Source organism: Streptantibioticus parmotrematis, from assembly GCF_019890615.1.
GTDB lineage: Bacteria > Actinomycetota > Actinomycetes > Streptomycetales > Streptomycetaceae > Streptantibioticus_D > Streptantibioticus_D parmotrematis.
Genome location: NZ_JAINVZ010000010.1, coordinates 153,486 through 179,707, shown reverse-complemented (window position 1 = coordinate 179,707; position 26,222 = coordinate 153,486). Strand labels below are relative to the sequence as shown.

General features: G+C 73.4%; 21 protein-coding genes. 13 read left to right on the top strand and 8 right to left on the bottom strand.

Annotation, left to right across the window (positions count from 1 at the left end):
* Positions 1 to 183 precede the first annotated feature (183 nt).
* The 5 genes from K7472_RS16855 to K7472_RS16835 are packed head-to-tail and all read left to right on the top strand — an operon-like array spanning position 184 to position 5,718.
* Positions 184 to 1,470: an ABC transporter substrate-binding protein gene (locus tag K7472_RS16855; RefSeq protein ID WP_372457981.1), complete on the top strand. Its 1,287-nt coding sequence runs from the start codon at positions 184 to 186 to the stop codon at positions 1,468 to 1,470.
* A gap of 2 nt (positions 1,471 to 1,472) precedes the next feature.
* Positions 1,473 to 2,453, top strand: coding sequence for a carbohydrate ABC transporter permease (locus K7472_RS16850; RefSeq protein WP_222978783.1), 981 nt, complete (start codon positions 1,473 to 1,475; stop codon positions 2,451 to 2,453).
* A gap of 6 nt (positions 2,454 to 2,459) precedes the next feature.
* Positions 2,460 to 3,362 (top strand): carbohydrate ABC transporter permease, encoded by a 903-nt coding sequence (locus K7472_RS16845; protein WP_222978782.1) that lies wholly within the window; start codon positions 2,460 to 2,462, stop codon positions 3,360 to 3,362.
* Positions 3,362 to 4,624: a 6-phospho-beta-glucosidase gene (locus tag K7472_RS16840; RefSeq protein WP_222978781.1), complete on the top strand. Its 1,263-nt coding sequence runs from the start codon at positions 3,362 to 3,364 to the stop codon at positions 4,622 to 4,624. Before K7472_RS16845 ends, K7472_RS16840 begins: the two co-directional genes overlap by 1 nt.
* A gap of 50 nt (positions 4,625 to 4,674) precedes the next feature.
* Complete coding sequence (locus K7472_RS16835) at positions 4,675 to 5,718, top strand: N-acetylglucosamine kinase (protein ID WP_308013951.1); 1,044 nt, start codon at positions 4,675 to 4,677, stop codon at positions 5,716 to 5,718.
* Between the two features lie 89 nt (positions 5,719 to 5,807).
* On the opposite strand, the gene K7472_RS16830 is transcribed toward K7472_RS16835, so the two are convergent.
* The gene (locus tag K7472_RS16830; RefSeq protein WP_222978780.1) at positions 5,808 to 6,725 is read right to left on the bottom strand and encodes an amidohydrolase family protein; all 918 of its coding nucleotides are present in this window, start codon (positions 6,723 to 6,725) and stop codon (positions 5,808 to 5,810) included.
* A 305-nt stretch (positions 6,726 to 7,030) separates the two neighbouring features.
* Between K7472_RS16830 and K7472_RS16825 the strand changes: the two genes are divergently transcribed.
* From K7472_RS16825 to K7472_RS16795, 7 genes are all read left to right on the top strand, one after another.
* Positions 7,031 to 8,515 carry a GlnX family signal transduction membrane protein gene (locus tag K7472_RS16825; protein WP_252395720.1) on the top strand — a complete coding sequence of 495 codons (1,485 nt, stop codon included), beginning with the start codon at positions 7,031 to 7,033 and terminating at the stop codon, positions 8,513 to 8,515.
* Between the two features lie 126 nt (positions 8,516 to 8,641).
* Positions 8,642 to 9,667, top strand: coding sequence for a glutamate ABC transporter substrate-binding protein (locus K7472_RS16820; RefSeq protein ID WP_222978779.1), 1,026 nt, complete (start codon positions 8,642 to 8,644; stop codon positions 9,665 to 9,667).
* A 56-nt stretch (positions 9,668 to 9,723) separates the two neighbouring features.
* Positions 9,724 to 11,037, top strand: coding sequence for a hypothetical protein (locus K7472_RS16815; RefSeq protein ID WP_222978777.1), 1,314 nt, complete (start codon positions 9,724 to 9,726; stop codon positions 11,035 to 11,037).
* A complete protein-coding gene (locus K7472_RS16810; protein ID WP_222978775.1) occupies positions 11,034 to 13,583 on the top strand; it encodes a serine/threonine-protein kinase in 2,550 nt (849 codons plus the stop codon). Before K7472_RS16815 ends, K7472_RS16810 begins: the two co-directional genes overlap by 4 nt.
* Positions 13,584 to 13,586: 3 nt before the next feature.
* Positions 13,587 to 14,975, top strand: a complete 1,389-nt coding sequence (locus K7472_RS16805) for a PP2C family protein-serine/threonine phosphatase (RefSeq protein ID WP_222978768.1) — start codon at positions 13,587 to 13,589, stop codon at positions 14,973 to 14,975.
* Between the two features lie 88 nt (positions 14,976 to 15,063).
* Entirely contained in the window at positions 15,064 to 15,693 is a 630-nt protein-coding gene (locus K7472_RS16800) for a hypothetical protein (protein WP_222978766.1), read from the top strand.
* 40 nt (positions 15,694 to 15,733) lie between these two features.
* Positions 15,734 to 16,723, top strand: a complete 990-nt coding sequence (locus tag K7472_RS16795; RefSeq protein ID WP_222978765.1) for an FHA domain-containing protein — start codon at positions 15,734 to 15,736, stop codon at positions 16,721 to 16,723.
* Between the two features lie 22 nt (positions 16,724 to 16,745).
* Here the strand turns inward: K7472_RS16795 and K7472_RS16790 are convergent, their stop codons facing one another.
* Positions 16,746 to 17,942: a methyltransferase domain-containing protein gene (locus K7472_RS16790; protein WP_222978764.1), complete on the bottom strand. Its 1,197-nt coding sequence runs from the start codon at positions 17,940 to 17,942 to the stop codon at positions 16,746 to 16,748.
* Between the two features lie 19 nt (positions 17,943 to 17,961).
* Here K7472_RS16790 and K7472_RS16785 point away from each other — a divergent pair, with 19 nt between their 5' ends.
* On the top strand, positions 17,962 to 18,366 hold the full coding sequence (locus K7472_RS16785; RefSeq protein WP_222978763.1) for a globin: 405 nt from the start codon (positions 17,962 to 17,964) through the stop codon (positions 18,364 to 18,366).
* Between the two features lie 40 nt (positions 18,367 to 18,406).
* On the opposite strand, the gene K7472_RS16780 is transcribed toward K7472_RS16785, so the two are convergent.
* The 6 genes from K7472_RS16780 to K7472_RS16755 all read right to left on the bottom strand — a co-directional run bounded on the left by K7472_RS16780 (position 18,407) and on the right by K7472_RS16755 (position 26,222).
* On the bottom strand, positions 18,407 to 19,105 hold the full coding sequence (locus K7472_RS16780) for a DUF8010 domain-containing protein (protein ID WP_222978762.1): 699 nt from the start codon (positions 19,103 to 19,105) through the stop codon (positions 18,407 to 18,409).
* Positions 19,102 to 19,563, bottom strand: coding sequence for an acyl-CoA thioesterase (locus tag K7472_RS16775; protein WP_222978756.1), 462 nt, complete (start codon positions 19,561 to 19,563; stop codon positions 19,102 to 19,104). The genes K7472_RS16780 and K7472_RS16775 overlap by 4 nt, the downstream gene beginning before the upstream one ends.
* Before the next feature lie 7 nt (positions 19,564 to 19,570).
* Positions 19,571 to 21,235: an energy-dependent translational throttle protein EttA gene (gene ettA / locus K7472_RS16770; RefSeq protein ID WP_222978754.1), complete on the bottom strand. Its 1,665-nt coding sequence runs from the start codon at positions 21,233 to 21,235 to the stop codon at positions 19,571 to 19,573.
* Positions 21,236 to 21,446: 211 nt separating this feature from the next.
* Complete coding sequence (locus tag K7472_RS16765) at positions 21,447 to 22,835, bottom strand: Cys-Gln thioester bond-forming surface protein (protein WP_222978752.1); 1,389 nt, start codon at positions 22,833 to 22,835, stop codon at positions 21,447 to 21,449.
* A 332-nt stretch (positions 22,836 to 23,167) separates the two neighbouring features.
* The gene (locus K7472_RS16760; protein WP_222978750.1) at positions 23,168 to 23,656 is read right to left on the bottom strand and encodes a single-stranded DNA-binding protein; all 489 of its coding nucleotides are present in this window, start codon (positions 23,654 to 23,656) and stop codon (positions 23,168 to 23,170) included.
* 835 nt (positions 23,657 to 24,491) lie between these two features.
* Entirely contained in the window at positions 24,492 to 26,222 is a 1,731-nt protein-coding gene (locus tag K7472_RS16755; RefSeq protein ID WP_308013949.1) for a GTPase, read from the bottom strand.

Below are 26,222 nucleotides of genomic sequence, written 5' to 3'. Positions count from 1 at the left end.
CACGCCCCCGAGCCCCCTCCCCGGACCTCGACTCGACACCCGCGTCCTCGGACGCGACACCCGCACACCTCACCCCGACCCCCGCGCACCGACGCCTGCTTCCGCATGCCCTCCTGGAGGTTCCGCATGTCCACATCCCACAGATTCGCCCGCATATGTACCGCTCTCGCCACCGGCGCCGCGATGACGCTGCTGGCCAGTGCCTGTACCGGGCAGAGCACCGACCAGGCGGGCGACAACCCGAACAAGGACGTCACGATCAACTTCTGGCACGGCTGGAGCGCGCCGAGCGAGCTGAAGGCGATCAACGACGACATCGCCGCGTTCGAGAAGGTCCACCCCAACATCCACGTCCACGCGGTGCCCAACGTCAACGACGACAAGATCAACCAGGCGCTGCGCGCGGGCGGTCCCGACGCGCCGGACGTGGTCTCGTCGTTCACCACCGACAACGTCGGCAAGTTCTGCTCGTCGGGCGCGATGGCGGACCTCGGGCCGTTCCTGAAGAAGTCCGGCATCGACCCGCAGGCCACGTTCCCCAAGCCGATGCTGGACTACACCCAGTACGACGGGACGCGCTGCACGCTGCCGCTGCTCGGCGACGCCTACGGGCTGTACTACAACAAGGACGCGTTCAAGGCCGCCGGGATCACCTCGCCGCCGCACACCTGGTCGCAGTTCCAGACCGACGCCGTCAAGCTGACCAAGCCGAGCGGGAACTCCTACTCCCAACTGGGCTTCATGCCGGACTTCCACGGCTACGAGTCGACGCCCGCGCACTACGCCGCCCAGTGGAGCCCGACCTACTTCGACGCCAAGGGCGACTCCGAGGTCGCCAAGGACCCGGCGTTCGCCCAGATGTTCACCTACCAGAAGGGGCTGGTGAACGCGCTCGGCGGGTTCACTGAGCTGGAGAAGTACCGCAGCACCTTCGGCGACGAGTTCGGTGCCAAGAACCCGTTCCAGACCGGGCAGGTCGCGATGGCCATGGACGGTGAGTGGCGGCTGGGGATGGCGCAGCAGGCGGGCGTGAAGTTCCCGATCGGGGTGGCGCCGCTGCCGGTGCCGGACGACCAGGCCGACACCTACGGCAAGGGCTACATCACCGGCACCGTCGTCGGCATCGCCGCGCACAGCCAGAAGCAGAACGCCGCCTGGGAGTTCGTCAAGTTCATCACCACCGACACCGACGCGGTGGTGGACTTCTCCAACGAGATCCACAACGTGCCCTCCACCCTGGCCGCCCTCAAGTCGCCGAAGCTGAACCAGGACCCGGGCTTCCAGACCTTCGTGGACATCGCGGAGAACCCGAACAGCAACACCACGCCCGCGAGCCCCAACGGCGGCCAGTACCAGGTCACGTTGCAGGACTTCGCCTACAGCTACGAGGCGGGCAAGGTCTCCGACCTCACGGCGGGCCTGAAGGGCGTGGACAAGCAGGTCGACGAAGACACCGCGCAGGCGAAGTAGCGATGGCCGCCTCCCTCACCTCCCCTCCGGCGACGGCTACCGGGCGCACGGTCACGCTGAGGGCGAAGCGCCGCCGCTCGGCGCTGGTCACGCTGGCGTTCCTCGCGCCCTGGCTGATCGGGTTCGCGTTCTTCTTCGCCTACCCGCTGCTGTCGACCGTCTACTTCTCCTTCATGCACTACGACGGCTTCCGGCCGCCGACCTGGACGGGGACGCGCAACTGGTCGTACGTCTTCACCGAATACCCGCTGTTCTGGCCCGCGTTGCGCAACACGCTGTGGCTGGTGGTGGTGATGGTGACCACCCGGGTCGTCTTCGGACTGGGCGTCGGACTGCTGATCACCAGGATCAAGCTGGGCACCGGAGTGTTCCGCACCGCGTTCTACCTGCCCTACCTCGCCCCGCCGGTCGCCGCCACCATGGCGTTCGCCTTCCTGCTCAACCCCGGCACCGGTCCGGTCGACCACCTGCTCGGCGACGTCGGACTGCCGCAGCCCGGCTGGTTCAACGACCCCGCCTGGTCCAAGCCGGCGCTGACCATGCTGGCGCTGTGGGGCGTCGGCGACCTGATGGTGATCTTCATGGCCGCGCTGCTCGACGTGCCGAGGGAGCAGTACGAGGCCGCCGAGCTGGACGGCGCGGGCGCCTGGCAGCGCTTCCGCTTCGTCACGCTGCCGAACATCTCGCCCATCGTGATGTTCGCCGTCGTCACCGGGGTCATCCAGACCATGCAGTACTACACCCAGCCGATGATCGCCGGTCAGGTCGCCAGCGGCGTGATCGGCAACTCCGGGCAGCAGTTCGAGCCCGGCTATCCCGACAAGTCGACGCTGACGCTGCCCCAACTGGTCTACAACCTCGGCTTCCAGCACTTCGACACCGGCTCCGCCTGTGTCATCGCGCTCGTCCTGTTCGCCCTCGCCATGGCCTTCACCGCGCTGCTGATGCGCCGCCGTGGCGGACTGATCCAGGCGGGAGACTGATCCGCCATGACCGACGTCCTCAAGGCCCCGGCCCCGGCGTCCGCACCGGCCTCCCGGCGCGGCACCGACGCCAGGACGGCCCGGCGCAGAGCCGCGCTGGAGTGGGTCGCGATCCACTCCCTCGGGGTGGCCGCCGCGCTGTTCTTCGTGCTGCCCTTCGTCTTCGTGCTGCTGACCTCGCTGATGAGCGACAACCAGGCGCTGACCCGCTCGCTGTGGCCGCATCCGTTCGAGTGGCACAACTACGTGACCGTCTTCCACACCGCGGGCTTCCTGACGTGGTGGAAGAACAGCCTGGTCTACGCGGTCAGCGGCACGGTGCTGACCGTGGTCTCCAGCGTGCCGGTGGCCTACGCGCTCGCCAAGTTCCGCTTCCGGGGCCGCAACACCGCGCTGATGCTGGTGGTCGCGACGATGATGCTGCCGCCGCAGGTCGTCATCGTGCCGATGTACCTGTTCTGGGCCAACCAGATGCACCTGACCGGCACGCTGTGGCCGCTGATCATCCCGATGGCGTTCGGCGACGCGTTCACCGTCTTCCTGCTGCGGCAGTTCCTGGTGACCATCCCCAACGAGTACGTGGACGCCGCCCGCGTGGACGGCTGCGGTGAACTGCGTACCCTGCTGCGGGTGATCCTGCCGATGGCCAGACCGGCGATCGCGGCCGTGGCGCTCTTCCAGTTCTTCTCCTGCTGGAACGACTACTTCGGCCCGCAGATCTACGCGAGCGAGAACCCCGCGGCCTGGACGCTCAGTTACGGCCTGGAGACGTTCAAGGGCGCCCACCAGACCAGCTGGAACCTCACCATGGCGGCCACGATGCTCGTGATGGCGCCGGTGATCATCGTCTTCTTCTTCGCCCAGAAGGCGTTCGTCGAAGGCGTCACACTGACAGGAGTGAAGGGCTGATGAAGCTCGCCGTAGTAGGGGGCGGTTCCACCTACACCCCCGAACTCATCGACGGTTTCGCCCGGTTGCGCGAGACGCTGCCCGTCGAGGAGCTGACGCTGATCGACCCGGCCGCCGACCGGCTGGAGCTGATCGGGGCGCTGGCCCGGCGGATCTTCGCCCGCCAGGGCCACCCCGGCCGCGTCGTCACCACCGGCGACCTGGACGCGGGCGTCGCGGACGCCGACGCGGTGCTGCTGCAACTGCGCGTCGGCGGCCAGGCGGCCCGGCAGCAGGACGAGACGTGGCCGCTGGAGTGCGGCTGCGTCGGCCAGGAGACCACCGGCGCGGGCGGCCTGGCCAAGGCGCTGCGCACGGTGCCGGTGGTCCTGGACATCGCCGAACGGGTGCGCGGGGCCGCGCCTCACGCGTGGATCATCGACTTCACCAACCCGGTCGGCATCGTCACCCGCGCCCTGCTGAAGGCCGGGCACCGTGCGGTCGGGCTGTGCAACGTGGCGATCGGCTTCCAGCGCAAGTTCGCCGCGCTGCTGGACGTCGCGCCCGCCGACGTGCACCTGGACCACGTGGGCCTCAACCACCTCACCTGGGAGCTGGGCGTGCGCCTCGGCGGCCCGCACGGCGAGGACGTGCTGCCCAAGCTGCTCGCCGAGCACGGCGACGCGGTCGCCACCGACCTGAAGCTGCCGCGCCCCCTGCTGGAGCGGCTCGGCGTGGTGCCCTCGTACTACCTGCGCTACTACTACGCGCACGACGAGGTGGTGCGCGAACTGCGCGAGAAGCCGTCACGGGCCGCCGAGGTCGCCGCGATGGAACGCGAGCTGCTCGCCCTGTACGCCGATCCGGCGCTGGACACCAAGCCGGAGCTGCTGGCCAAGCGCGGCGGCGCGTTCTACTCCGAGGCGGCCGTCGCCCTCGCCTCGTCCCTGCTGCGCGGCACCGGCGACGTCCAGGTGGTCAACGCGTTCAACAACGGCACCCTGCCCTTCCTGCCCGACGACGCGGTCATCGAGACGCAGGCGACGGTGGGCGCCGACGGCGTGACCCCGCTGCCGGTACCCGCGCTCGACCCGCTGTACGCGGGACTGGTCGCCGACGTCACGGCGTACGAGGACCTGGCGCTGGACGCGGCGCTGCGCGGCGGGCGCGAGCGGGTCTTCCGGGCCCTGCTCGCCCACCCGTTGATCGGCCAGTACGCGTACGCCGAGACGCTCACCGACCAGTTGATCGCGCACAACCGGGAGCACCTCGCGTGGGCCTGATCCCTTCCCCTCCGCCGTCGCGGCCGGCACGACCGTCCGGGCGGCCGGCCGTGCCGGGCGGCGTGCTGGCGATCGACGCGGGCAACAGCAAGACCGACGTGGCCATCGTCGCCGCGGACGGCACCGTGCTCGGCGACGCCCGCGGCGGCGGCTTCCAGCCCCCGGTGGTCGGCGTGGCCGAGGCGGTCGCCGGGCTCGCCCCGCTGGTGGCGCTCGCCGCGCACGAGGCCGGGATCGCGGTGGACGCGCCGCCGCTGGTCGAGCAGGTCTCCGCGTGCCTGGCCAACGCCGACTTCCCCGTCGAGGAGCAGCAGCTCGAACTCGCCCTGCGCGCCTACGGCTGGGGACGGCACACGCACGTCGCCAACGACACCTTCGCGATCCTGCGCGCCGGGGTGGCCGAGCCGCGCGGCGTGGCCGTGGTGTGCGGGGCGGGCATCAACTGCGTGGGCATGCTCCCCGACGGCCGCACTGCCCGGTTCCCCGCCATCGGCCGGATATCCGGCGACTGGGGAGGCGGCGGCTACCTGTCGGAGGAGGCCCTGTGGTGGGCGGCGCGGGCCGAGGACGGACGCGGCGAGCCGACCGCGCTGGCCACCGCGCTGCCCGCGCACTTCGGCCTGTCCTCGATGTACGCGCTGATCGAGGCGCTGCACCTGGAGGTGGTCCCGGCGGCCGCCCGGCACGAACTCGTGCCGGTGCTCTTCCGCGTCGCGGACGGCGGCGATCCGGTCGCCCGGCGCATCGTGGAACGGCAGGCGCAGGAGATCACCGCGCTGGCCCAGGTGGCGTTGCGCAGGCTGGACCTGCTGGAGTCCGACGCGGTGGTGGTGCTCGGCGGCGGTGTGCTGGCAGCCCGGCACCCGCTGCTGCTGGACGGCGTCACGGCCCGGCTCGCGGCGGTGGCGCCGCGGGCGGTGGCCCGGGTGGTCGGCGCGCCGCCGGTGCTGGGGGCGGCGCTGCTGGGGATGGACCGGGTGGGCGCGGACCCGGCGGCCGTGGCGCGGCTGCGTCAGCATTTCGGTGCCGGCGAGACGTCCGCTGACGTGCCCGCCGACACACCCGCCAACGCGGCCGATCCGGCGGGGCGTTGAGGCTGCCGGTGTCATGAGACCGCCGGACGCCGTCGCCCCGTGGGGGGAGCGGCGGCGTCCGGCACCCTTCAGTCCTCGGTCGTGGCGTCTCAGTCCTCGGTCGTGGCGTCGATCCCGAACAGCCGCGCCGCGTTGTCGTGGCAGACCGCGCGCAGCCACGCGTCGCCCAGGTCGAGCCGGGTCAGGGTTTCCAGCGCGTGGGCGTACGGATAGGGGATGTTGGGGAAGTCGCTGCCGAACAGCACGCGGTCGCCCAGGGCCGCGAGCCTCGGCAGCGCGTCGCGCGGGAACGGCGCCGACCGCTCGGCGAAGTCGGTGAACGCCATCGTGGTGTCCAGCCGGACGTGCTCGTACCGTTCGGCCAGCGCGAGGAAGTCCGCGTACTCCGGCATGCCGAGGTGGGCCACGATCACCGGCAGCCGCGGATACCGGGCCAGCAGTGCGCGCATCGGCCCCGGCCCGGTGAACGCGCCCGGCGCGGGCCCCGAGCCGCAGTGCGTGACGACCGGCGTGCCGCTGTCCTCCAGCAGCCCCCACGCGCCGTCCAGCAGCGGGTCGGCGGGGTCGTAGTCGCCGACCTGGAGGTGCGCCTTGAACACCCGCGCCCCCGACTCCAGCGCCTCGCGCACGTATCCGGTGACACCCGGCTCCGGGTAGAGCGTCGCGGTGTGCAGGCAGTCCGGGACGCGGTCGGCGAACCCCGCGGCCCAGGCGTTGAGCCAGGCGGCCATGCCGGGCTTGTGCGGGTAGATCATCGAGGTGAACGCCCGCACGCCGAAGCCGCGCAGGATCGCCTTCCGCGTCTCTTCGTCCTCGCGGTAGGCGATCGGCCACTCCCGCCCGATCAGCGGCCCCGCGGCGTCGAAGTACGCCCGGACCTTGGCCATGACACGTTCGGGCATGAAGTGGGTGTGCACGTCGATCAGCGCGGTCAGGCCGGCCGCGCGCGTGAACGCGTGCACGCGTTCGCGCTCGGCGTCGTCCTCGCCCGGGTCCCGCACCGCCATCGGCCGTCTCCGTCCTGCTCGCGTGATTCTGCTCGCATGGTTCTGCTCCGGTGGTCCCGCTCGCGTGATCCTGTTCACGTGGTCCTGCCCGGGGTCCTGTTCACGTGGTCCTGCCCGGGGGTCGCGCCGGGGCGCGAGCCGGGGCACGTGCCGGGGCGTTCCAGGCAAGATCGCGGGAAAGCCTAGGAGGATGTCAGTGGGGGTGGCCATACTGCTGGGTGAGAAGTGACGGTACGGTACGCCGTTCGCCCGGCGGGGCGGGCGGCGAGGGGCGACGCCCAGGGGGGAGGGTCACGGTGGCAGGCATGCCGACGCGCGCCGGGGACGACGGCCCGGCGGCGTCCCCGGGCGACGAGCCGACGGCGGCCCCGGGCAACGGCCGCGCGGCGCACCCCGGTTCGGGCGGCGGCGCGGTGCCCGTGGGTCCGACCGCGCTGTCCGGGCTGCCCGCGCCGCGCCGTCCCGTGTGGGCCGAACGCGCCGAGCGACTGCGGTCCGCCGCGACCACGGAACCGGGACGGCTGCGGCTGATCGCCGCGTTGCTGACCGCGCTGCTGCTGGCGTTCGGCACGGTCGCCGCCTGGCAGACCGCGCAACGCGGCGACGCGGCCCGGGCCGTGGCCACCAGTAGTCAGCCGCTGTCCGCCGACGCGGCCGAGATCTACCGCAGCCTCGCCGACGCCGACACCACGGCCGCGACCGGTTTCCTGGTCGGCGGCGCGGCCCCCGCCGACGTGACGAACCGCTACGGCACGGACGTGCGCACCGCCGCGCAGCTGATAGCCAAGGCGGCGGCGCACAACGCCGGTTCGCCGCTCGGGCAGGCCCAGGTCACGCTGCTGAGCGAGCAACTGCCGGTCTACACCGGCCTGGTGGAGACCGCGCGGGCCGACAACCGGCAGGGCCTGCCGCTGGGCGGCGCCTATCTGCGGTACGCCAACGAGCAGATGGCCGGGACGCTGCTGCCTGCCGCGCAGAAGCTGTACCGGGCCGAGACCGGCAGCCTCGGCGTGGACTACGCGCACGCCGAGGCGGTGCCCTGGGCCGCGCTGGCCCTGGGCGCGGTCACCCTCGCCGTGCTCGCCTGGGCGCAGCGGCGGCTGTACCGGCGCACCCGCAGGGTGTTCAACCCGGGTCTGCTGGCGGGCTTCACGGCCACCGCCGCGGCGCTGCTGTGGCTGGCCGGGGGCCAACTGGTCGCCCGCGCCGACCTGCACGACTCCTGGGCGCACGGCGCGCGCTCCCTCGAAGTGCTCAACGCGGCGAGGATCGACGCCCTCCAGGCGCGCGGCGACGAGAACCTGACGCTGGTCGCCCGGGGCGGCGACACCCAGTACGAGACGCTCTACGAACGGGAGACGACCGATCTGGCCGGGCCGGGCCCGGGCGGCGACGGCGGGCTGCTGGGGCAGGCGCTCGCGCTGGCCGACGAGGACGGCGGCCGTGCGCCGGTGCGCGCGGTGGCCGCCGACGTGGTGACGTGGCGCGCCCGCCACCAGGTGGTGCGGGCCGACGACACCAAGGGCGACTACGACTCGGCGGTGGCCGGTGCCATCGGCGGCACGGACTCGGCCGGTCACCTGGTATCGGCGACGACGGGCCAGTCGTTCGACGCGGTCGACGCGGGACTGCGGCAGGCGCTGGACCACGAGACCGGTGAGTTCCAGCGGTCGGCCGGCGCCGCGCGGGACGCGCTGGACGGAGTGCCTCAGGGCGCCGCGGCGCTCGCGGCACTGGCCGTCGCCGGTGCGCTGGTGGGCGTCTCCCGGCGGCTTTCGGAGTACCGGTGAGCTTTGGGAGCACCGGTGGGGTGGGTACGAGGACTTCGGCACCGAAGACGCGGGCCGACGGGACCGACGGCGGGAACGGGACGGCAGGGCACACGGGAGCGACGGGGAGGCCGGGGTGACGCGACGATGAGCGGTGCGGCCGGGAGGCTGACGCGCGGGCTGCGGGGGTGGGGCGGGGTCGGCGCGATGGCGGGCGCCTGCGCGCTCGCGCTGACCGCGGCGCTGGTGCTCGTACCGTGCGAGCCCACCATGGACGCGTCGCCCGGGTCGCCGCCCGGCACCGCGACCGTCGCGGACGGACCCGGCGCGCCGGACCTGGCGCGGGCGCGTCCGGCGTCCGACGAGACGTGCGCGCACCCGGAGGCGAGCCTGCGCCCGTCGACCGCGGCGGGCCCGGCGGTCCGGCGCATCCAGGAGCGCGGCTACCTCGTCGTCGGCGTGGACCAGGACAGTTACCTGTGGGGGTACCGCGACCCGAACACCAACCAGCTCGCGGGCTTCGACATCGACCTGGTCAAGGCCATAGCGCGCGACATCCTGGGCCCCGACCCGAGGATCGTCTACCGCACCGTCCCCACCGACCAGCGCATTCCCGCGGTGCGCTCGCACGAGGTGGACATGGTGGTGCGCACGATGTCGATCACCTGCGACCGGATCCAGCAGGTCGCGTTCTCCACCGCGTACTTCGAGGCGGGCCAGCAGCTGCTGGTGCCCAGGACCGGCACCACGGTGACCGGCTTCGACGACAGCCTGCGCGGGAAGCGGGTGTGCACCGCGTCCGGTTCGACGGGCGAGGCGCTGCTGGACGCCGAACCGCACGGCGCCCGGATCGTGCTGGTCGCCAATCAGATCGACTGCCTGGTACGGCTCCAACTCGGCCAGGTGGACGCCGTGTTGACGGACAACGCGCTCGCCGCAGGTCAGGCCGCCCAGGATCCGGCCGTCCATCTGATCGGACAACCGCTCACCCATGAGCCGTACGGCGTGGCGATGAACCTCGGTGACACGGACCTGATACGCCGGGTCGACGCCGTCCTCGACGCCTACCGCGCCGGCGGCGCGCACAGCCCGTGGACGCGGGCCTACGACAAGTGGCTCGCGCACGACCTGCCGGGGATCAGCGGTCCCCCGGCGCCGCTCTACAAGGACTGACCGCGCCCCGCGACGGACGCCGCCGGGGCGAGGGACGAGGCCGAGGAGGGAGTGCGATGGCGGTGGCGGGATCCACCGGGCCGGTGATGAGCCGGGAGGAGGTCGACCGTGCCCTGGCGCGGCTGGCCAGCGAGCACGAGGCGATCGAGGTCTCGCTGCTGGCCCTCCAGGACCACGCGGGCCGCAGGCTGCTGGAGGGCACCGCGCTCAGCGGGCTCACCAAGGAGCGCTGGGCGTCGGTCGAGCCCGTGATCCCCGCGCTGTGGGACCACTTCGAGGTCTACGGCGCCGCCCTGCGCGCCGCCCGTGAGCTGCGCGGCGACCGGCGCTGGCCGCCGTCGGGCGATCTGGCGGGGCTGACCGAGACGTTGCGCGGCGCGGGCGTGACGGTGCCCGGTGGTGTCCTGCCGGACGTCGGGCACGACGCGCCGGGCGATCCGGTGCTGCTGGCCGAGCCGACCGGCCTGGAGCGGCTGGCCGAGCGGATGAACGACTGGTACGCCGAGGTCATCGCGGTGGTGACGGCGGCGGACGCGGTCTGGTCGGCGCTGCCCGCCCGCGTCGACCTGCTGTCCGCGGAGGCCCGCAGGGTCGAGTCGCTGGCGCGGTCGGTCGGCGTGCGGCCCTCGGAGCACCCGGCCGGGGACGACCTGGAGGAGCTGACCGCCGAACTCGCCGCGCTGCGCGCCGAGGTGGTCGCCGACCCGCTGGCGTTCTGGCTGCCCGCCAAGGGCCGCAGGGCGGGCGGCGGCCGTCCCGACACCCGGCGCTACGAGCGGGCGGAACGCGAACTGGAGGACATCAGACGCGAGGTGGAGGCGGTGCTGCACGTCCGGGAGGACGCCGAGCACCGGCTGATGCGGCTGCGCGACGTGCTGTCGCGGGCCGACCGCACGCTGACCGAGGCGCGGTCCGCGCGCGGCGAGGTGCTGGCGAGGATCGCCGGATCGGTCGTCCCGGCGGTCAGCGGTCCGTCCGCCGCGCTGCACGAACGGCTGGCCGTCGCGGTCGGCTACCACCGGGCGGGCCACTGGCACCGGCTCTCCCCGCTCCTGGACGACCTGGAGGAGCACGCCGACGACGAGCTCCAGCGCGCGCGGGCCTCGTTGACGGCGGTGACCGCTCCGCTGGCGGTCCGCGCGGAACTGCGCGGCAGGCTCGACGCCTACAAGGCGCGGGCCGCGCGGCACGGCACGGCGGACGATCCGCTGCTGGTGGAACGCTATGACCAGGCACGGCGTCTGTTGTGGAGCGCGCCCTGCGACCTGCGGGCGGCGGAAGGCGCGGTGCTGCGCTTCCAGCAGGCGGTCGCCGAGGCGCTGGCGCCGGCCGCCGAGGGGGCGGCGGACGGGGGAGGGAGCGGGGGATGAGGTGCGGCAGACCGGGCTGCGACGGCCGCCTCGAGGACGTCGGCGGCGCCACGCCGTACTGCGACGTGTGCGGCCTGGCACCGGACCCGGTGACGACCCGGGACGGCGACCTGGGCGAGATGGACGAGGGGGAGCCCACCGTCCGCGGTGACAGCGCCTCGTCCGGCGGCTCGTGGCCGTCGCGTTCGTCGTCCTCGCGCCGGTCGGTCTCCGGGCGGCTGTCGCGCTCCTGCGGTGCGAGCGGCGGGCGTTCGGTGTCGGTGCGCGGATCGGGTTCGCACTCGCGCGGCGGCTCGTCGGGCCGTGGCGAGCTGGGCGTGGGCCTGGTGACCGTGCCGCCGGTGCCCAGGAGCGATCCGCGCGCGGCCGTGCTCGCCGATCCCCAGGTCGCCGAGCGCAAGCGGTGGTGCGGCAACAGCGCGTGCGGCGCGCCGGTCGGCCGCTCGCGCGGGGAGCGCGCCGGGCGCACCGAGGGCTACTGCACGCGCTGCGGTCACCCCTACTCGTTCACGCCCAAGTTGCGCCCGGGCGACGTGGTGCACGGGCAGTACGAGGTCGCGGGGTGCGTCGCGCACGGCGGCCTCGGCTGGATCTACCTCGCCCTCGACCACGCGGTCGGCGACCGCTGGGTGGTGCTCAAGGGGCTGCTGGACACCGGCGACAAGGACGCGCTGGCGGCGGCGGTCTCGGAACGGCGCTTCCTCGCCGAGATCGAGCACGCCACCATCGTGCGCATCTACAACTTCGTCGAGCACCTCGACCCGCGCACCGGCACCCTCGACGGGTACATCGTCATGGAGTACGTCGGCGGCCGGTCGCTGAAGGAGATCGCCGCCGCGAGCCGGGACGCCGACGGACGCCGTGAGCCGCTGCCGGTCGAGCAGGCCGTCGCGTACGGGATCGAGGCGCTGGACGCGATCGGCCACCTGCACGAACGCGGCCTGCTGTACTGCGACTTCAAGGTCGACAACGCGATCCAGCAGGGCAGCACGCTCAAGCTGATCGACCTCGGCGCGGTGCGCAGGATGGACGACACGGCCGGGCCGGTCTACGGCACCATCGGCTACCAGGCCCCCGAGGTCGCGAGTGTCGGCCCCTCGGTCGCCTCCGACCTGTACACCGTGGCGCGCACGCTCGCGGTGCTGAGCTTCGACTTCCAGGGCTACTCCAGCGTCTTCGCCGACAGCCTGCCGCCGCCGGACGAGATCGAGGTCTTCTCCCGCTACGAGTCGTTCTACCGGCTGCTGGTGCGCGCCACCGACCCCGATCCGCAGCGGCGTTTCGATTCGGCGCGGGAGATGGCCGAGCAGCTGACCGGGGTGCTGCGGGAGGTCGTCGCGCTGAACACCGGCCGGCCGCGGCCCGCGTTGTCGGTGCTGTTCGGCCCCGAGATCCGCGTTCCCGACACCGAGTTGGTGGCCCCGCTGACCGGCGACCACTCGGCGCTCGGCGCCAACGGCCCGCGCCGCCGCGGTCGTCGGCGCGACGCCCGCCCGGCCGTACCGGCACCGCGCACCGGGGACGGCGACGCGCGCGCTGCCGTACCGCGGACCGTGGCCCCCGGTGCCATGCCCTCCTTCGGCGCGGCCCCCGCCACCGTGCCGCCCGGGACCGTCGCCGATCTCGACCCGCGCGCCTGCGCGCTCGCGCTGCCGCGCCCCTACCCGGACCCGGACGACCCCGAGGCGGGCCTGCTGGCCGGGCTGTCCGGCACCGGCCCCGCCGAGACGCTCACCGCGCTGGCCGCCTCCCCCGCCACCTCGCCGGAGAAGCGGCTGCGTCAACTGCGCGCCCTGCTGGAGCTGGACGACCGCACGGGCACCGCGGCGACGCTGGCCGCGCTGGAGGCCGAACGGCCCGACGACTGGCGGGTGGTGTGGTACCGCGGCCTGGTGTCGCTGGCGACCCGCGACCACGCGAGCGCCGCGAGCGCCTTCGACGCGGTGTACGACGCGTTCCCCGGCGAGACCGCGCCCAAGCTGGCGCTGGCGGTCTGCGCGGAGGCGCTGGGCCAGGCGGACAACGCGGCCGAGTACTACGCGTCGGTGTGGACGACCGACCGGACCTACGTCAGCGCGGCGTTCGGGCTCGCCCGGGTGCGGCTGGCGGCGGGCGACCGGCCGGGCGCGGTGGCCGCGCTGGAGTCGGTGCCGGAGTCCTCCGTCCACCACGCCGCCGCGTGCGCCGCCTCCGTCCGGGCCCGGCTGCGCGCCCGCTCGCCCCGGGAGCCACTGCTGCCGGATCTGCTGAGCGCGGCGGAACGTATCGAGCAACTCGGACGTTTGGGAATCGACGCGGTACGGCGGGAGACGTTGCGGGCGGAGTTGCTGGGCAGCGCCCTGGACTGGGTGCTGGCCGGACGCGACGGCGCGCCGCCCGGTACCGTTCCGCGGACCGCCCTGCTGGGGGACGCCGTGGAGGAACGCGATCTGCGCTTCGGCCTGGAGCGCTCGTATCGCACGCTCGCCCGGCTCGCTCAGCGGGGTGAGGACAGGATCAACCTGGTGGAGGCGGCCAACCGCTTCCGCCCCCGGACGTGGGTGTAACCGATGCCGCAAATGACCGTCTGCCCCTCCTGCGCGGAACACCTCGAACCCGAGGACAGATTCTGCGGCAACTGCGGTACGGCGCTCGTCGCCTCCCCCGAAAGGGAGCGGCCCGTGGCCGGACAGGAGATCCCGCGCCAGCAGCAGGCGCCCGCCGCGACGACCTCCGACGACGCGCGGTCCGACGACGGCGCGGCCGATGACAGGGCTTCCGATGACGGGGCTTCCGACGGCGGAATCTCCGACAGCGGTCCGGCCTCGGACACCGAGGTCTGCGACGAGGACGACGCGCACTCCGGTGACTACGGCCTCGCGCCCCCGGCGCAGAATGTCGACGCGCGCGGGCCGCGACCGCCCGCCGAGCCCCCGGTGCCGCCCGTCGCGGCGGCCGCGCAGCCGCGACCACCCGCGTCCGCCGTGTCGCAGCCGCGTCCCGGAGTCGCCGACCCGCGACAGGAGTTGCTGATGACGGAGACCGGCACGCCGGACGCCTGCGTGGCGTGCGGCGCGGACGGTTCCGGCGACGGCCCGGGCGTGGGCGAGGACGGCGTCTGCCGCCGCTGCGGCCATGTCCAGCCCAAGGAACGCGACCACGTGGAGCGGGAGTTGCCCGAGGTCGCCGCGGTGACCGACCGGGGCCTGCGGCACCACCGCAACGAGGACGCCTTCGCCGTCTCGCGCGCCGACCTGCCGGACGGCGGCCCGGCCGTGATCGCGGTCGTCTGCGACGGCGTGTCCTCGGCGACCCGGCCCGACGAGGCGTCCGCCGCGGCCTGCGAGGCGGCCGACGCGTCGCTGCGGATCACGCTGGCGGCGGGCGGCGACCCGGGCACCGCGATGCGCGACGCGCTGCTGAGCGCGGCGGAGGCGGTCAACGCGCTGGCCGATCCGGAGACCCGCGACGACCCCCACCGCAACGCCCCGGCCTGCACCTGCGTCAGCGCCGTCGTCACCGGCGACCTGCTGACGGTGGGCTGGATCGGCGACAGCCGCGCGTACTGGATCCCGGACGACCGCTCCGGCGAACGCCCGGCGCGGCTCACCGAGGACGACTCGTGGGCGGCCAGGATGGTCGAGGCGGGACTGATGTCGCAGGACGAGGCGTACGCGGACCCCCGGGCGCACGCCATCACCGGCTGGCTCGGCGCCGACGCGGTCGAACTCGACCCGCACACCGCCTCGTTCCAGCCGGACCTGCCGGGTGTGGTCGTGGTGTGCAGCGACGGGCTGTGGAACTACGCGGAATCCGCCGCCGAGTTGGCGGCCGTCGTCCCCGCGGACGCCCGCGCCCATCCGCTGCGGGCCGCCCAGTCCCTCATCGGCGTCGCACTCGACGGCGGCGGGCACGACAACATAACGGTCGCGGTAGTGCCCTTCCCCGTGCGGGCATAGAGGACTCGGGCGGGGAGACAGGGGCCCAGGGGCGTGCACAGGAGGACGGGCGGGGCCGCCCGTCCTCCCCGGGGGGAGTGCTTGACGGATGAACGGCCTTTTCGACGCGGGGACTCCGCGGTTCACCGCGGAGGTCCAGCGGTACGCGTACGTGCCGGAGGGCGGCGGCGACGTCCACGCGGTCGTGACGGTGACGTCACGCGACGACGAAGGCGGCACGGGTGTCCCGGGTGGCGGGGCCGGACTCGCTGGACTCATGCTGCGGTTGTGGACGCCGCGTGGGGCACGGGTGCGGTGGCTGCGGCAGGTGGCGCCCGTGGCCGAGGACCTGACCGGCCGCCGCGAGGAGACCGGGCCGCGCACCGGCGACTACCCGGTCGGCCGCTGGGACCGGCGGGCCCGGGCCTACGACCTCCAGGTGCGGGTGCCGCCCGTCGGCGCGGGACAGGAGATGCTGGCGGCCCGCCTCTCGCTGCTGCGGCCGTCACCCGACCGGGACGAGCCGCCGCAGGTCCTGTGCCAGGCGCTGGTGCGGGCGGTGTGGGCCGGGACCCGGCCGGAGGCGGACCGTACCGCGAAGCTGCTGGCCACGGTGGACGGCAGGGGTGACGAGGGCCGAGCGGCGGACGGTACTGTGCGACTGAGGCGCGAGGTCGCGGACACCGGCCGGCCTGCCCCGCAGACGCGGTCGGTCGTGACGGTGCGCGTCAGGAAGTAGTGCGCGGCGGGCGCCCGCCCGTGGGAGGGGATACATCGACATGGCGACTTGTCCTGGCGGTCACGCGTCACGGAACGCCCAGTGGTGCGAGGTGTGCGGCCGGCCCATACCCGGCGCGGCCGCCCCGGCGCCGCTGCCTCCCACGGAGCCGCTGCCCGTCCTCGACCCGGCGCCCTCCGGCGCCCCCACCGCCGCCGTCGAACGCTGCCCGCGCTGCGGCACCCCGCGCGAGGAGCGGGCGGCGTTCTGCGAAGAGTGCAGCCACCACTTCCCCGGAGCGGGCGCGGCGGGCGCGGGCACGACGGACCCGGCCGGTGCCACGGCGCCCCCTCCCCCGTTCCCGAGCGGCACCTTCCCCGGCGGCGGCTTCCCTCCCCCCTACGAGCGGACCACCTCGCGGCCGTCGCAGACGAACCGCACGGCGGAACCGCTCCCGGAGGACGCCACGATCACCGGCGAGAGCCTGGCACGGGCGGCCGCGGCGACCGCCGACACCACCGGCCAGGCCGGTCAGACTGATCAAGCCGGTCAAGCCGGTCAAGCTGATGACGACGGGGACTTCCTGCTGCCGCCGCCCACCGGTGGCCGCAGGCCCGCCGCCCCCGCCGCCGAGCCCCCGGGGCCGGGGACCTGGACGGCGGTCGTGGCCCCCGACCGCGCGTACTTCACGGCGATGATGGCCCGCAGCGGCCCGGAGAGCGAGGGCCTGTACTTCCCGTCGTACTCCCCCGAGCTGCGCGTCGCGCTCACCGGGCCGCAGGTGGCGATCGGGCGGCGCCGCAACAGCACCGGCGAGGCCCCCGAGATCGACCTGTCGCGTCCGCCGGAGGACCCGGGCGTCTCGCACCGGCACGCGGTGCTGGTGCGCAGGCCGGACGGCGGCTGGGCGGTGGTGGACCAGAGTTCGACCAACGGCACGACGGTGAACGGCGCCGCCGACCCCATCGCGCCCTACCAGCCGGTCGACCTGGCCGACGGCGACCGCGTGCACGTGGGCGCCTGGACGACGATCACACTGCACCGCGACTGAGCGGCGGCCGACGCCCACCGGCTCAACCGCGCCCGGTCAGGTCCCAGGTGCACGGGCCCTCCGGGTCGTCCAGCCACGCCCACTGCCGGTCGCCGTCCACCGTCACCCCGAACCGCTCGCGCCCCGGCATCCCGGCGTCCCGCCACAGCGCGTGGCAGCGTTCCACCTCGGTCCACAGGTCGTACGGTCCGGCGAGGTGCACGGTGCCGTCCCGGTCGGCGCGCGCGGTCGCCCCGTCACCGGCGGTCAGCGCGACGCCCCGGCCCCCGTAGGCCCAGTTGACGTCCAGCTCGCCGACGGCCAGCGTCAGCAGGAAGCGGAAGGAGTCGTCGTCCAGCACCGCGGGCGGCGTCCCGGTCCGCCGCACCCGCTCGCCGTCGCCGACCACGACCGGCGGCGGCACGTACCCACCGGGCCCGCGCAGCGCCACGAAGTACGCGGGCGTGTCCAGGAAGCGGCCCCCCGCCCGGCCGCGTCCGGCCACCCGCAGCGCGATCAGCCCGCCCGCCAGCGGCGCGAGCACCACGCCGCCCGGCACGCACTGCCGGGTCCACGGCGCCGGGACCGCGGCGAGTTCGCAGGTGGCCACGATGCGGTCGTAGGGGCCGCGTTCGGGACAGCCGAGGGCGCCGTCGCCGGTCACCACGGCCACCGTGCCCAGGCCGTCGGGACGCGGGGAGAAGCCCGCCGCGTCCAGGTGCTCGCGCGCGGCGTCGGTGATCTCCGCGTCCAGGTCCACGGTGGTGACCGCCTCGGGCCCGAGCCGGTGCGCGAGCAGCGCGGCGTTGTAGCCGGTGCCCGCGCCGATCTCCAGCACCCGGTGTCCCTCCCGCACCTGGAGTGCCTCCAGCATCATGGCCATCAGTGACGGCTGGCTGCTGGAGGAGACCAGCCTGCCTCCGCTCACCCGCGTCACCAGCGGCGCGTCCTCGTACGCCCCGGTCAGCCAGCGCGTCCTGCGCCGCGCGTCGGGGTCGTCGGCCGCGAGCCGGTCGTACCCGGCGCCGCCGGGCAGCGGCCGGAAGTAGTACGGCACGAACAGATGGCGCGGGACCGCCTCGAACGCCGCTCGCCAGGCCGGGTCGGCCAGCCGACCCGAGTCGGTGATCCGGCGCACCAGCCGGGTCCGCAGCGCGTCGGCGGTGTGCGCCCAGCGATCGGTCCTCACCCTTCCATCGTGCGGCCTGATCCCACGACGGCCCAAGCCGCCGGACGTCATCGTCTGCCACCATGGACGGGTGAATGAGATCCCGCGCGGCACGGTGCAGCAGCAGACGTTCTTCGAGGCGGTCGGCGGCGAGCCGACCTTCCGGCGGCTCGTGCACCGCTTCTACGAGGGGGTCGCGCAGGACCCGCTGCTGCGCCCGATGTACCCGGAGGAGGACCTCGGCCCCGCCGAGGAGCGCCTCACGCTCTTCCTGATGCAGTACTGGGGCGGCCCGCGCACCTACAGCGACAACCGCGGCCACCCCCGGCTGCGCATGCGCCACGTCCCGTTCCGGGTGGACCGCGCGGCGCACGACGCCTGGCTGCGCCACATGCGGGACGCGGTCGACGAACTCGGCCTCGCACCCGAGTACGAGCGGCAGTTGTGGGACTACCTGGTGTACGCGGCCAACTCGATGATCAACACCGCGGACTGAGGGCGCGCGGGCGCCCCGCCGCAGGACCGGGCCGACGCCGCTAGACCGGGCTGACGGTGAGGCCGACGCCTGGTCCGCCCGTGCGCACCACGACCGAGCCGTACGCGGTGCGCAGCCGCAGCCACGGACCCGAGGCGAACAGCGCGACCTCGTCATCGCCTTCCGTGGCCACCTCCGGCGCCCCGGCGGCCACCGTGGCGCGCACCGGGCGCAACAGGCCCAGCGCGTACGCCGCGTGCACCGCCCGCGACGGCAGCGGCGTGCCCTCGTACCCGCGCGACCAGATCTCCTCGGCCAGCGCGTCCAGCCCGGCGCGTGTCCGTTCCTGCGGCGCCAGCGCCTCGGTACGCGTCCTGAACTCCGCGACGATCTCCAGGGCCCGCAGGCGCAACGCCTCGGGCCCGAGGTCGGCGACCTTCCGCCAGCCGCCGCGCGGCGGCAGCAGCCCGGCCCAGGACGGACCGGTCACCCCGGCCGGAACGGCCACCGCGCCCGCCGACTCCTCGACGCCGTCCAGGAGTTGACCGGCGGACACGGTCGCGTCGACCGCGCCGGGCTCGGCGAGCGCGTAGGCCCGCACGGCCAGCACCTCGCCGAACGGCGGCCGTCCGAAGACCGCCAGCGTCGATTCCGGTCCCTGGAGGCGGACCACCGCGGCCTTGTCCCAGCGGACCAGCCTGCCGAGGAAGGCGGCGAGATCCGCCGCCTCCCCGGTGTCGGCCAGCCGGAGCACGGTCATACCGCCACGGCCTCCTCCGGCGCGCGCTCACCGCTGTCCGGCCCCTCGGCCCCGTCGTCCCGGTAGCCCTCCAGGAACTCCCGCTCCTCGGGCGTGAGGCGGCGCGGACGGCCCTCGGTCAGGTCGTAGGGCACGACAACCGTCCGCGCCCGCACGTACACCTGCTCGGCGTCCTTGATCTCGTAGGCGTAGGTCACCGACGCGGCGGTCATCCGCGTCACCCACGTCTCGACGGTCACCGGCTCGTAGGAATGCACCAGCGGGCGCAGGTAGTCGATCTCGTGCCGCGCGACCACCGAGCCGCCCGAGAACGACCCGCGGCCCTCGCCCGGCGCCCGCCGGAACGTCAGGTCGATGCGCGCCTCCTCCAGGTACCGCAGGAAGACGGCGTTGTTGACGTGGCCGAAGGCGTCCATGTCCGACCACCGCAGCGGGCAGCGGTAGATGTGGCGTGCCATCGCGTCCTCAGCCCCGGGTGAGCTTCTTGTAGGTGGCCCGGTGCGGACGCGCGGCGTCGGCGCCGAGACGCTCGACCTTGTTCTTCTCGTACGACTCGAAGTTGCCCTCGAACCAGAACCACTTGGAGTCGCCCTCGTAGGCGAGGATGTGGGTGGCGACCCGGTCGAGGAACCAGCGGTCGTGGGAGACGACCACGGCGCAGCCGGGGAAGTCCAGCAGCGCGTTCTCCAGCGACGAGAGGGTCTCGACGTCGAGGTCGTTGGTCGGCTCGTCGAGGAGCAGCAGGTTGCCGCCCTGCTTGAGGGTGAGCGCGAGGTTGAGGCGGTTGCGCTCACCGCCGGACAGGACGCCGGCCGGCTTCTGCTGGTCCGGGCCCTTGAAGCCGAACGCCGAGACGTAGGCACGCGACGGCATCTCGACCTGGCCGACGTTGATGTAGTCCAGCTCGTCGGAGACGACGGCCCACAGCGTCTTCTTCGGGTCGATGTTGGCGCGGCCCTGGTCGACGTAGGAGATCTTGACGGTGTCGCCGACCTTGATCCCGCCGGAGTCCGGGGTCTCCAGTCCCTGGATCATCTTGAACAGCGTGGTCTTGCCCGCGCCGTTGGGGCCGATCACGCCCACGATGCCGTTGCGCGGGAGGGTGAAGGACAGGTCGTCGATGAGGACCTTCTCGCCGAACGCCTTGGACAGGTTGTTGACCTCGACCACCACGTTGCCCAGCCGCGGGCCCGGCGGGATCTGGATCTCCTCGAAGTCCAGCTTGCGCATCTTGTCCGCCTCGGCGGCCATCTCCTCGTAACGCGCCAGACGCGACTTGGACTTGGCCTGCCGCCCCTTGGCGTTGGAGCGCACCCACTCCAGCTCTTCCTTGAGGCGCTTGGCCCGCTTGGCGTCCTTCTGGCCCTCGACCTTCAGGCGGGAGGCCTTGTTCTCCAGGTAGGTGGAGTAGTTGCCCTCGTACGGCAGCGCCCGGCCGCGGTCCAGCTCCAGGATCCACTGGGCGACGTTGTCCAGGAAGTACCGGTCGTGGGTGACGGCGACGACGGTGCCGGCGTACTTGGCGAGGTGCTGCTCCAGCCACTGCACGGACTCGGCGTCCAGGTGGTTGGTGGGCTCGTCCAGCAGCAGCAGGTCGGGCGCCTCCAGCAGCAGCTTGCACAGCGCGACGCGGCGGCGCTCACCACCGGAGAGGTTGGTGACCTGCCAGTCGCCGGGCGGGCAGCCCAGCGCGTCCATCGCCTGCTCCAGTTGCGCGTCCAGGTCCCAGCCGTTGACGTGGTCGAGCTGTTCCTGGAGCTTGCCCATCTCCTCCAGCAGCGCGTCGCTGTAGTCGGTGGCCATCTGCTCGGCGATCTCGTTGAACCGCTTCAGCTTGGCCATCGTGTCGGCGGCGCCGTCCTGCACGTTCTCCAGCACGGTCTTGGAGTCGTCCAGCGGCGGCTCCTGCAGCAGCATGCCGACCGAGTAGCCGGGGGCGAGGAACGCGTCACCGTTGGACGGGTGCTCCAGACCAGCCATGATCTTCAGGACGGTCGACTTTCCGGCGCCGTTGGGGCCGACGACGCCGATCTTCGCTCCGGGCAGGAAGCTCAACGTGACATCATCGAGGATCACCTTGTCGCCGTGGGCCTTGCGGGCCTTGCGCATGGTGTAGATGTACTCAGCCAAGAGAAACCGTCCGGACCAATCTGGGGATGGGCAGATACACCCATCTTGCCGTACGCCCGGCACCGCACGGAAACCCGCGCCCGAGCCACCCGCACCGGGCCCCCCGCCCCATGCCGAAGCGGTCACCCAGCGTCATCCTCCGGCCGCGCGGTACCGCGAAGGCCCCGGTACGCCCTGGAAGGGGCGGCCCGGGGCCTTCGTCCGGGCCGGATCAGGCCGCGCCGCCGCCCTTGCGCTTGCGCAGGAAGAAGACGGTGCCGCCGCCCACCACGACCAGCACGACCGCCATGCCGCCGATGATCGGGGTGGCGCTGCTGCTACCGGTCTCGGCCAGACCGCCACTGCTGCCGCCGGTGCTCCCGCCGGTGGTCGACGAGGTGGTGCTCGACGAGGGGACCGGGCTCGGGGTGCTGCCGCCACCGGTGTTCTTGCAGTCCAGCACACCGGAGAACGTCTTCTTGAAGCCGTTCGGACCGCTGATGGTGATGGAGTAGGCCTGGCCCTCCTTCACCGGGACCGTGATGGTCTGCGACTTGCCCGGCTGGATCGTGTAGGTCTTGCCGGCCAGCGAGAAGGTGAACGCGTCGTCGCCCTGGTCGGTGGCCGTGACGTCCACGCCGCTCTTGGCGCAGTCGACCATCGCGGAGACCGCCGGTATCGCGCCCTGCTTCGCCCAGCTCGCGGTGGCCTGCGCGGCGACCGTCGAGGCGGACGAGCCCGCGAGGATCTGGGTCTGCTTGCCCACCGACCGGCCGACGCCGATGAACGCCCGTCCGATCGGCACCGTCGTGGTGGCCTGCACCGACAGCCCGGCGCTGCCCGGCGCGGTACCGGCCGGAACGTCGAAGTAGACCTGCGTGCCGTTGGCCGCGTCGGTGATCGCGTGACCGCTCTTGTCGACCAGCTTCACACCGGCGGGCGCACCGGCGCCCAGACTCAGCTGGGCGGAGGTGGCGTTGGTGTGGACGGTGACCGGGCCGATCTCGGTGCCGGCCTTGCCGGAGACCGAGGGCGGGCTGACGGTCAGCGACGCGGAGGGCTCGGCGAGGTCCTGCTTCTGCTGCGACAGCCACTCCGAGAGCTTCTCGGCGTTGGCGTCGTCGGCCGTGACCTTCACGTGGTCGGAGTAGCGCCAGATCGCGACCTGGGTGCCGGCGGCGGCCTCGTCCTTGGTCAGGTGGGGGACGCCGGCCTCGGAGGCGAGCTTGGAGAGGTCGTCGACCTGGGGGTAGGAGTTCTGGAGGATCCAGCGGATCTTGCCGGCGTCGGGGTTGGTCGCCAGCGAGGTGCCGCTCCAGGGGCTCTCCTGGTACGTCTCGCCCGGGCTGGTCGGGTGGTGGATGTCTATGCAGTAGGTGGTGAGGTCGCCGCCGCCGTCGATCGTCATGTCGAAGAGACCGGCCTCGACCTGGCCCTCGCCCTGGACGTGCGCCGTTCCCTTGGCCACCAGGCCGCCGAGGGTGCCCGCCGCGCCGCCGGCCTGCGGGGTCTGATCGGCGAACGCGGTCCCGGCACCGGTGATCGCGCCGACCGCGACGAGGCCGGAGGCCAGGGCGGCCGCGGCAAGACGGGTGGCGGCCCGCCTCCGTACAGTGAACATGGATTTCCCCTCCGGGCGAGACGGGACTTCAGGGGCGTCTCGCCTCCAGATCCGACCCCCGTGCTACCCGACGGATCCTAGAAAGCCGCCGCACCATGACCATCGGTAATCACAGCCGGGATCCGATTCGAATCTGAATCGTTATTTGAATCACGCATGATTCCGGGATTATCGATAAATCCGCTGGGCGACTTCCGCTCCGGCAAAGAGGATGAATTGGCGAGAGTTCACCGCAAATTCACCTCCAGGGCGCTTTCCCGGCTAATCGCTGGCGAAGAACGGCATTCTCCGCCAGCAGCCCGATCCCGGAGCATGCCCCGCGTTCCGGGCGTTCAGGACGGCACCAACTCCCGCTCCTCGGAGGGCCGTTGAGACTCGGCGTCGCCGGTCTTCATGGACTTGGCCTGCACCTTCGCGGGCGGTGACGGGTCGGGGAGCGGATCCACCAGCTCCGCACGCGCTTTGAGTACCCGTCGGAAGGCGGAGGTGCCCCTCGACATGTCGTGACCGACGGCCACGGCGTCGATACTGGCCGACACGAACCCCTGCCCCTTGTCCTCCCGTTCATGCACGCGCAGTCGCCCCTGGACGACGAGTGGTTCGCCGATGCCGACGGATCCCGCGACGTTCTCGCCGAGCGTGCGCCACGCCCAGACGGTGTAGAACGACGTGTGGCCGTCGTTCCAGCGCTCTTCGGTGCGGTCGTAACGGCGTTCCGTGGTCGCCAGTCTGAACCGGGTGACGGGCACTCCGGTCGAGGTCTGCTTCAGTTCGGGTTGCGTCGCGACGTTTCCGACGATGGTCACCAAGGTCTCGCTCATGACGGTGATCCCCCTCAGGTCCGGCCCCTCCATGGCGCTCTCCGGCACATCGGCTGCGCCGCGCTCGCCACTTCGGGTGCGTTCTGTGTTCTGTGTCCTGCGTTCCGTGCTCTGTTTTTCGTGCTCTGTGTTCCGCGTTTGCGCTTGCGCTTGCGTTGGCGCTTCTGCTTTCGCGTTGGGACCAGGTTGCGCTGATTTGGCAAGGAGTGGGAGAAGTAGTCGTTTTCTGGGGATGGGCGAGCGTCTGTGGAAAACTTCGCCACCCGGGAGGGGGAACGGGGGCCGAGTGCGGCGGGTCCAAGGGCCGGGCGGCGGCAGGATGTGCGCCCTCGCGCTCGACGGCATGGGCACGGGGGCCGCGCGGGGGCTCATGTCCCGCGCATTCACGGCGGGGCTGCGGGGCGCCGGGGTTGCCGGGCTCCGGGCCCACGTCCAGCGCGATCGGCCTCGCGGCTGTCGGGAGCTGCGCCCGGCCCTGCGAAACGGCACAACGCCTGCCGGGGCCACAACCGCACGTCCCGCGTGATCCGTCTCGCGTTCGTCTGAGAGCTGCGCCCAGGCCCACGCGGTCGGAGCCACAACTACCGGGTACCGAGCCGACCCCTCCCCCGAAGACGGCCGCGGGCTCAAGCCCCCGCGGTCGAAAGTCCCACCGCGTCAGGTCGGCGGGCTGCGGACACGCGAGCCGTAGCCCCTCAGGCCTCAGCAGCCCCCAGACCTCCGCAGCCCCTCAGACCTCCGCAGCCCCTCAGGCCTCAGCAGCCCTCGGCTCAAGCCTCCGCAGCCCCCGGCTCAGCCCTCCGCCGCGCCCAGCTCACCCCTCCGGCACCCCGCCTCACCCCTCCGCCGCGCCCAGCGCAGCGACCCCGTACTGGTCCCGTACCTCCTCGTACCGCAGCAACTCCGCCGCCACCGGCTCCAGTACCCGCGCCCTGCCGCAGTCCGCCGCGGCGTCGCGCAGCGCGCGTTCCGCCTGCTGGCCGAGGCGGCGGGCCGGGGCGCGGTTGACGGAACGGCAGACCCAGGACAGGACGGGACCCCCCGCCAGGCCCACGCCGCACAGCGCCGCCGGCACCCACAGCGGCACCGACGACGTGCCGGCCGCGGTCACCACGAAGGCCACCGCCGCTACCGCCGCCAGCAGGGCCAGGCACCACTGGGTCAGGGCCACCGCGGACCACCAGCGCGGAGCGGCCACGGTGCCGGAGTCCGCCTTCTCCATCGCCGCGTCCAGGGCTTCCGGGAGCCCGCGTTCGCCGCGCCGCGCCGCCTCGTGGACGGCGTTGGCCCACGGCTGCGGCAGCCCCTCGGCGGCCGCCTCCGCCAGCGAACGGGTCGCCTCGGCCACGACCGGGCGGGCGGCGCTCAGGCGTCCCCCCTCGCCCCACCCGCCCGGGCCCGTCGGAGTCTCCGCACCCCCTGAAACCCCTCCCCCGGTGAACGGCCGCCGCACGCGCCCCCATCGGACCCCGCACGCCTTGCGGCCCGCGTCCGTCCAGTCGCGTTCCGTCGTGCGGCCGACCGCCTCGGCGCCCACCGCGTCGGCGAGCCGGGCGACGAACCCTTCCCGTGCCGCGTCCGTCAGCCCCGCCGCCCCGTGTCCGACGTACACCGGCCGCAGCCGTTCCGTCACGTCGTCCAGGTCGGCGGTCAGGCGCCGGTCGGCGGCGTCCCTGGCGGCGACCACCTCGCCCAGCGCGGCCCGCAGTTCGGCGACGCCCTCACCGGTGAGCACGGACGTCGCCAGCACGACCGCGCCCGCCTCGCCGTGCTCGCCCAGCGCGAGGCCGTCCTCGTCCAGCAGTCCTCGCAGGTCGTCCAGCACCGCTTCGGCCGCTTCCGTGGGCAGCCGGTCCACCTGGTTGAGCACGACGAGCGACACGTCGGCGAGTCCGGCCAGCGGCCGCAGGTAGCGTTCGTGCAGCGCGGCGTCCGCGTACTTCTCCGGGTCGACCACCCACACCACCGCGTCGACGAGTTCGAGTACGCGGTCCACCTGCCGCCGGTGCTCGTCGGTCGCCGAGTCGTGGTCGGGCAGGTCGAGCAGGACGAGACCGGTGAGTCCGGCGTCCGACCCGCCCGGCCGCGTGTGCACGCCGTCCAGCAGGCTGCGGCGGGCGAACCGCGCGTGCGGCGCGATGCCCAGCCGGTCCAGCAGCGGCGCGGCGCCCCGCGGGTCCCAGGCGCAGGCGAACGGCTCGCCGGTGGTCGGCCGCCGCACCCCCACCTCGGAGAGTTCCAGCCCCGTCAGCGCGTTGAAGAGCGAGGACTTGCCGCTTCCGGTCGCGCCCGCGAGCGCCACGACGGTGTGGTCGAGCGAGAGCCTGCGGCGCTCGGCGACCCGGTCGAGCAGCGCGCCGGCCGCCACGAGCGCGTCGGGTTCGACCCGGGTGCGCGAGAGCCCGAGCAGTTCGCCGAGCGCGTCGACACGCCGTTGCAGGGGGTCGCGCCGAGTGGTTCCGAAGCCTCCTCCTGCCCGGGCCCCGGTCTCCGCGCCCGGCCCGGCTCCTGTTCCGGACGCCGTTCCGGATGGCCCCCGTCGCGCGGGTTCGACTGTCGTGGTCAC

Excerpts from the sequence above, each read along its gene's own strand:
- K7472_RS16855 (WP_372457981.1), top strand. The coding sequence starts at position 184 with ATGACGCTGCTGGCCAGTGCCTGTACCGGGCAGAGCACCGACCAGGCG.
- K7472_RS16850 (WP_222978783.1), top strand. The coding sequence starts at position 1,473 with ATGGCCGCCTCCCTCACCTCCCCTCCGGCGACGGCTACCGGGCGCACG.
- K7472_RS16845 (WP_222978782.1), top strand. The coding sequence starts at position 2,460 with ATGACCGACGTCCTCAAGGCCCCGGCCCCGGCGTCCGCACCGGCCTCC.
- K7472_RS16840 (WP_222978781.1), top strand. The coding sequence starts at position 3,362 with ATGAAGCTCGCCGTAGTAGGGGGCGGTTCCACCTACACCCCCGAACTC.
- K7472_RS16830 (WP_222978780.1), bottom strand. The coding sequence starts at position 6,725 with ATGGCGGTGCGGGACCCGGGCGAGGACGACGCCGAGCGCGAACGCGTG.
- K7472_RS16825 (WP_252395720.1), top strand. The coding sequence starts at position 7,031 with ATGCCGACGCGCGCCGGGGACGACGGCCCGGCGGCGTCCCCGGGCGAC.
- K7472_RS16820 (WP_222978779.1), top strand. The coding sequence starts at position 8,642 with ATGAGCGGTGCGGCCGGGAGGCTGACGCGCGGGCTGCGGGGGTGGGGC.
- K7472_RS16815 (WP_222978777.1), top strand. The coding sequence starts at position 9,724 with ATGGCGGTGGCGGGATCCACCGGGCCGGTGATGAGCCGGGAGGAGGTC.
- K7472_RS16810 (WP_222978775.1), top strand. The coding sequence starts at position 11,034 with ATGAGGTGCGGCAGACCGGGCTGCGACGGCCGCCTCGAGGACGTCGGC.
- K7472_RS16805 (WP_222978768.1), top strand. The coding sequence starts at position 13,587 with ATGCCGCAAATGACCGTCTGCCCCTCCTGCGCGGAACACCTCGAACCC.
- K7472_RS16800 (WP_222978766.1), top strand. The coding sequence starts at position 15,064 with ATGAACGGCCTTTTCGACGCGGGGACTCCGCGGTTCACCGCGGAGGTC.
- K7472_RS16795 (WP_222978765.1), top strand. The coding sequence starts at position 15,734 with ATGGCGACTTGTCCTGGCGGTCACGCGTCACGGAACGCCCAGTGGTGC.
- K7472_RS16790 (WP_222978764.1), bottom strand. The coding sequence starts at position 17,942 with ATGACGTCCGGCGGCTTGGGCCGTCGTGGGATCAGGCCGCACGATGGA.
- K7472_RS16780 (WP_222978762.1), bottom strand. The coding sequence starts at position 19,105 with ATGACCGTGCTCCGGCTGGCCGACACCGGGGAGGCGGCGGATCTCGCC.
- K7472_RS16775 (WP_222978756.1), bottom strand. The coding sequence starts at position 19,563 with ATGGCACGCCACATCTACCGCTGCCCGCTGCGGTGGTCGGACATGGAC.
- K7472_RS16765 (WP_222978752.1), bottom strand. The coding sequence starts at position 22,835 with ATGTTCACTGTACGGAGGCGGGCCGCCACCCGTCTTGCCGCGGCCGCC.
- K7472_RS16760 (WP_222978750.1), bottom strand. The coding sequence starts at position 23,656 with ATGAGCGAGACCTTGGTGACCATCGTCGGAAACGTCGCGACGCAACCC.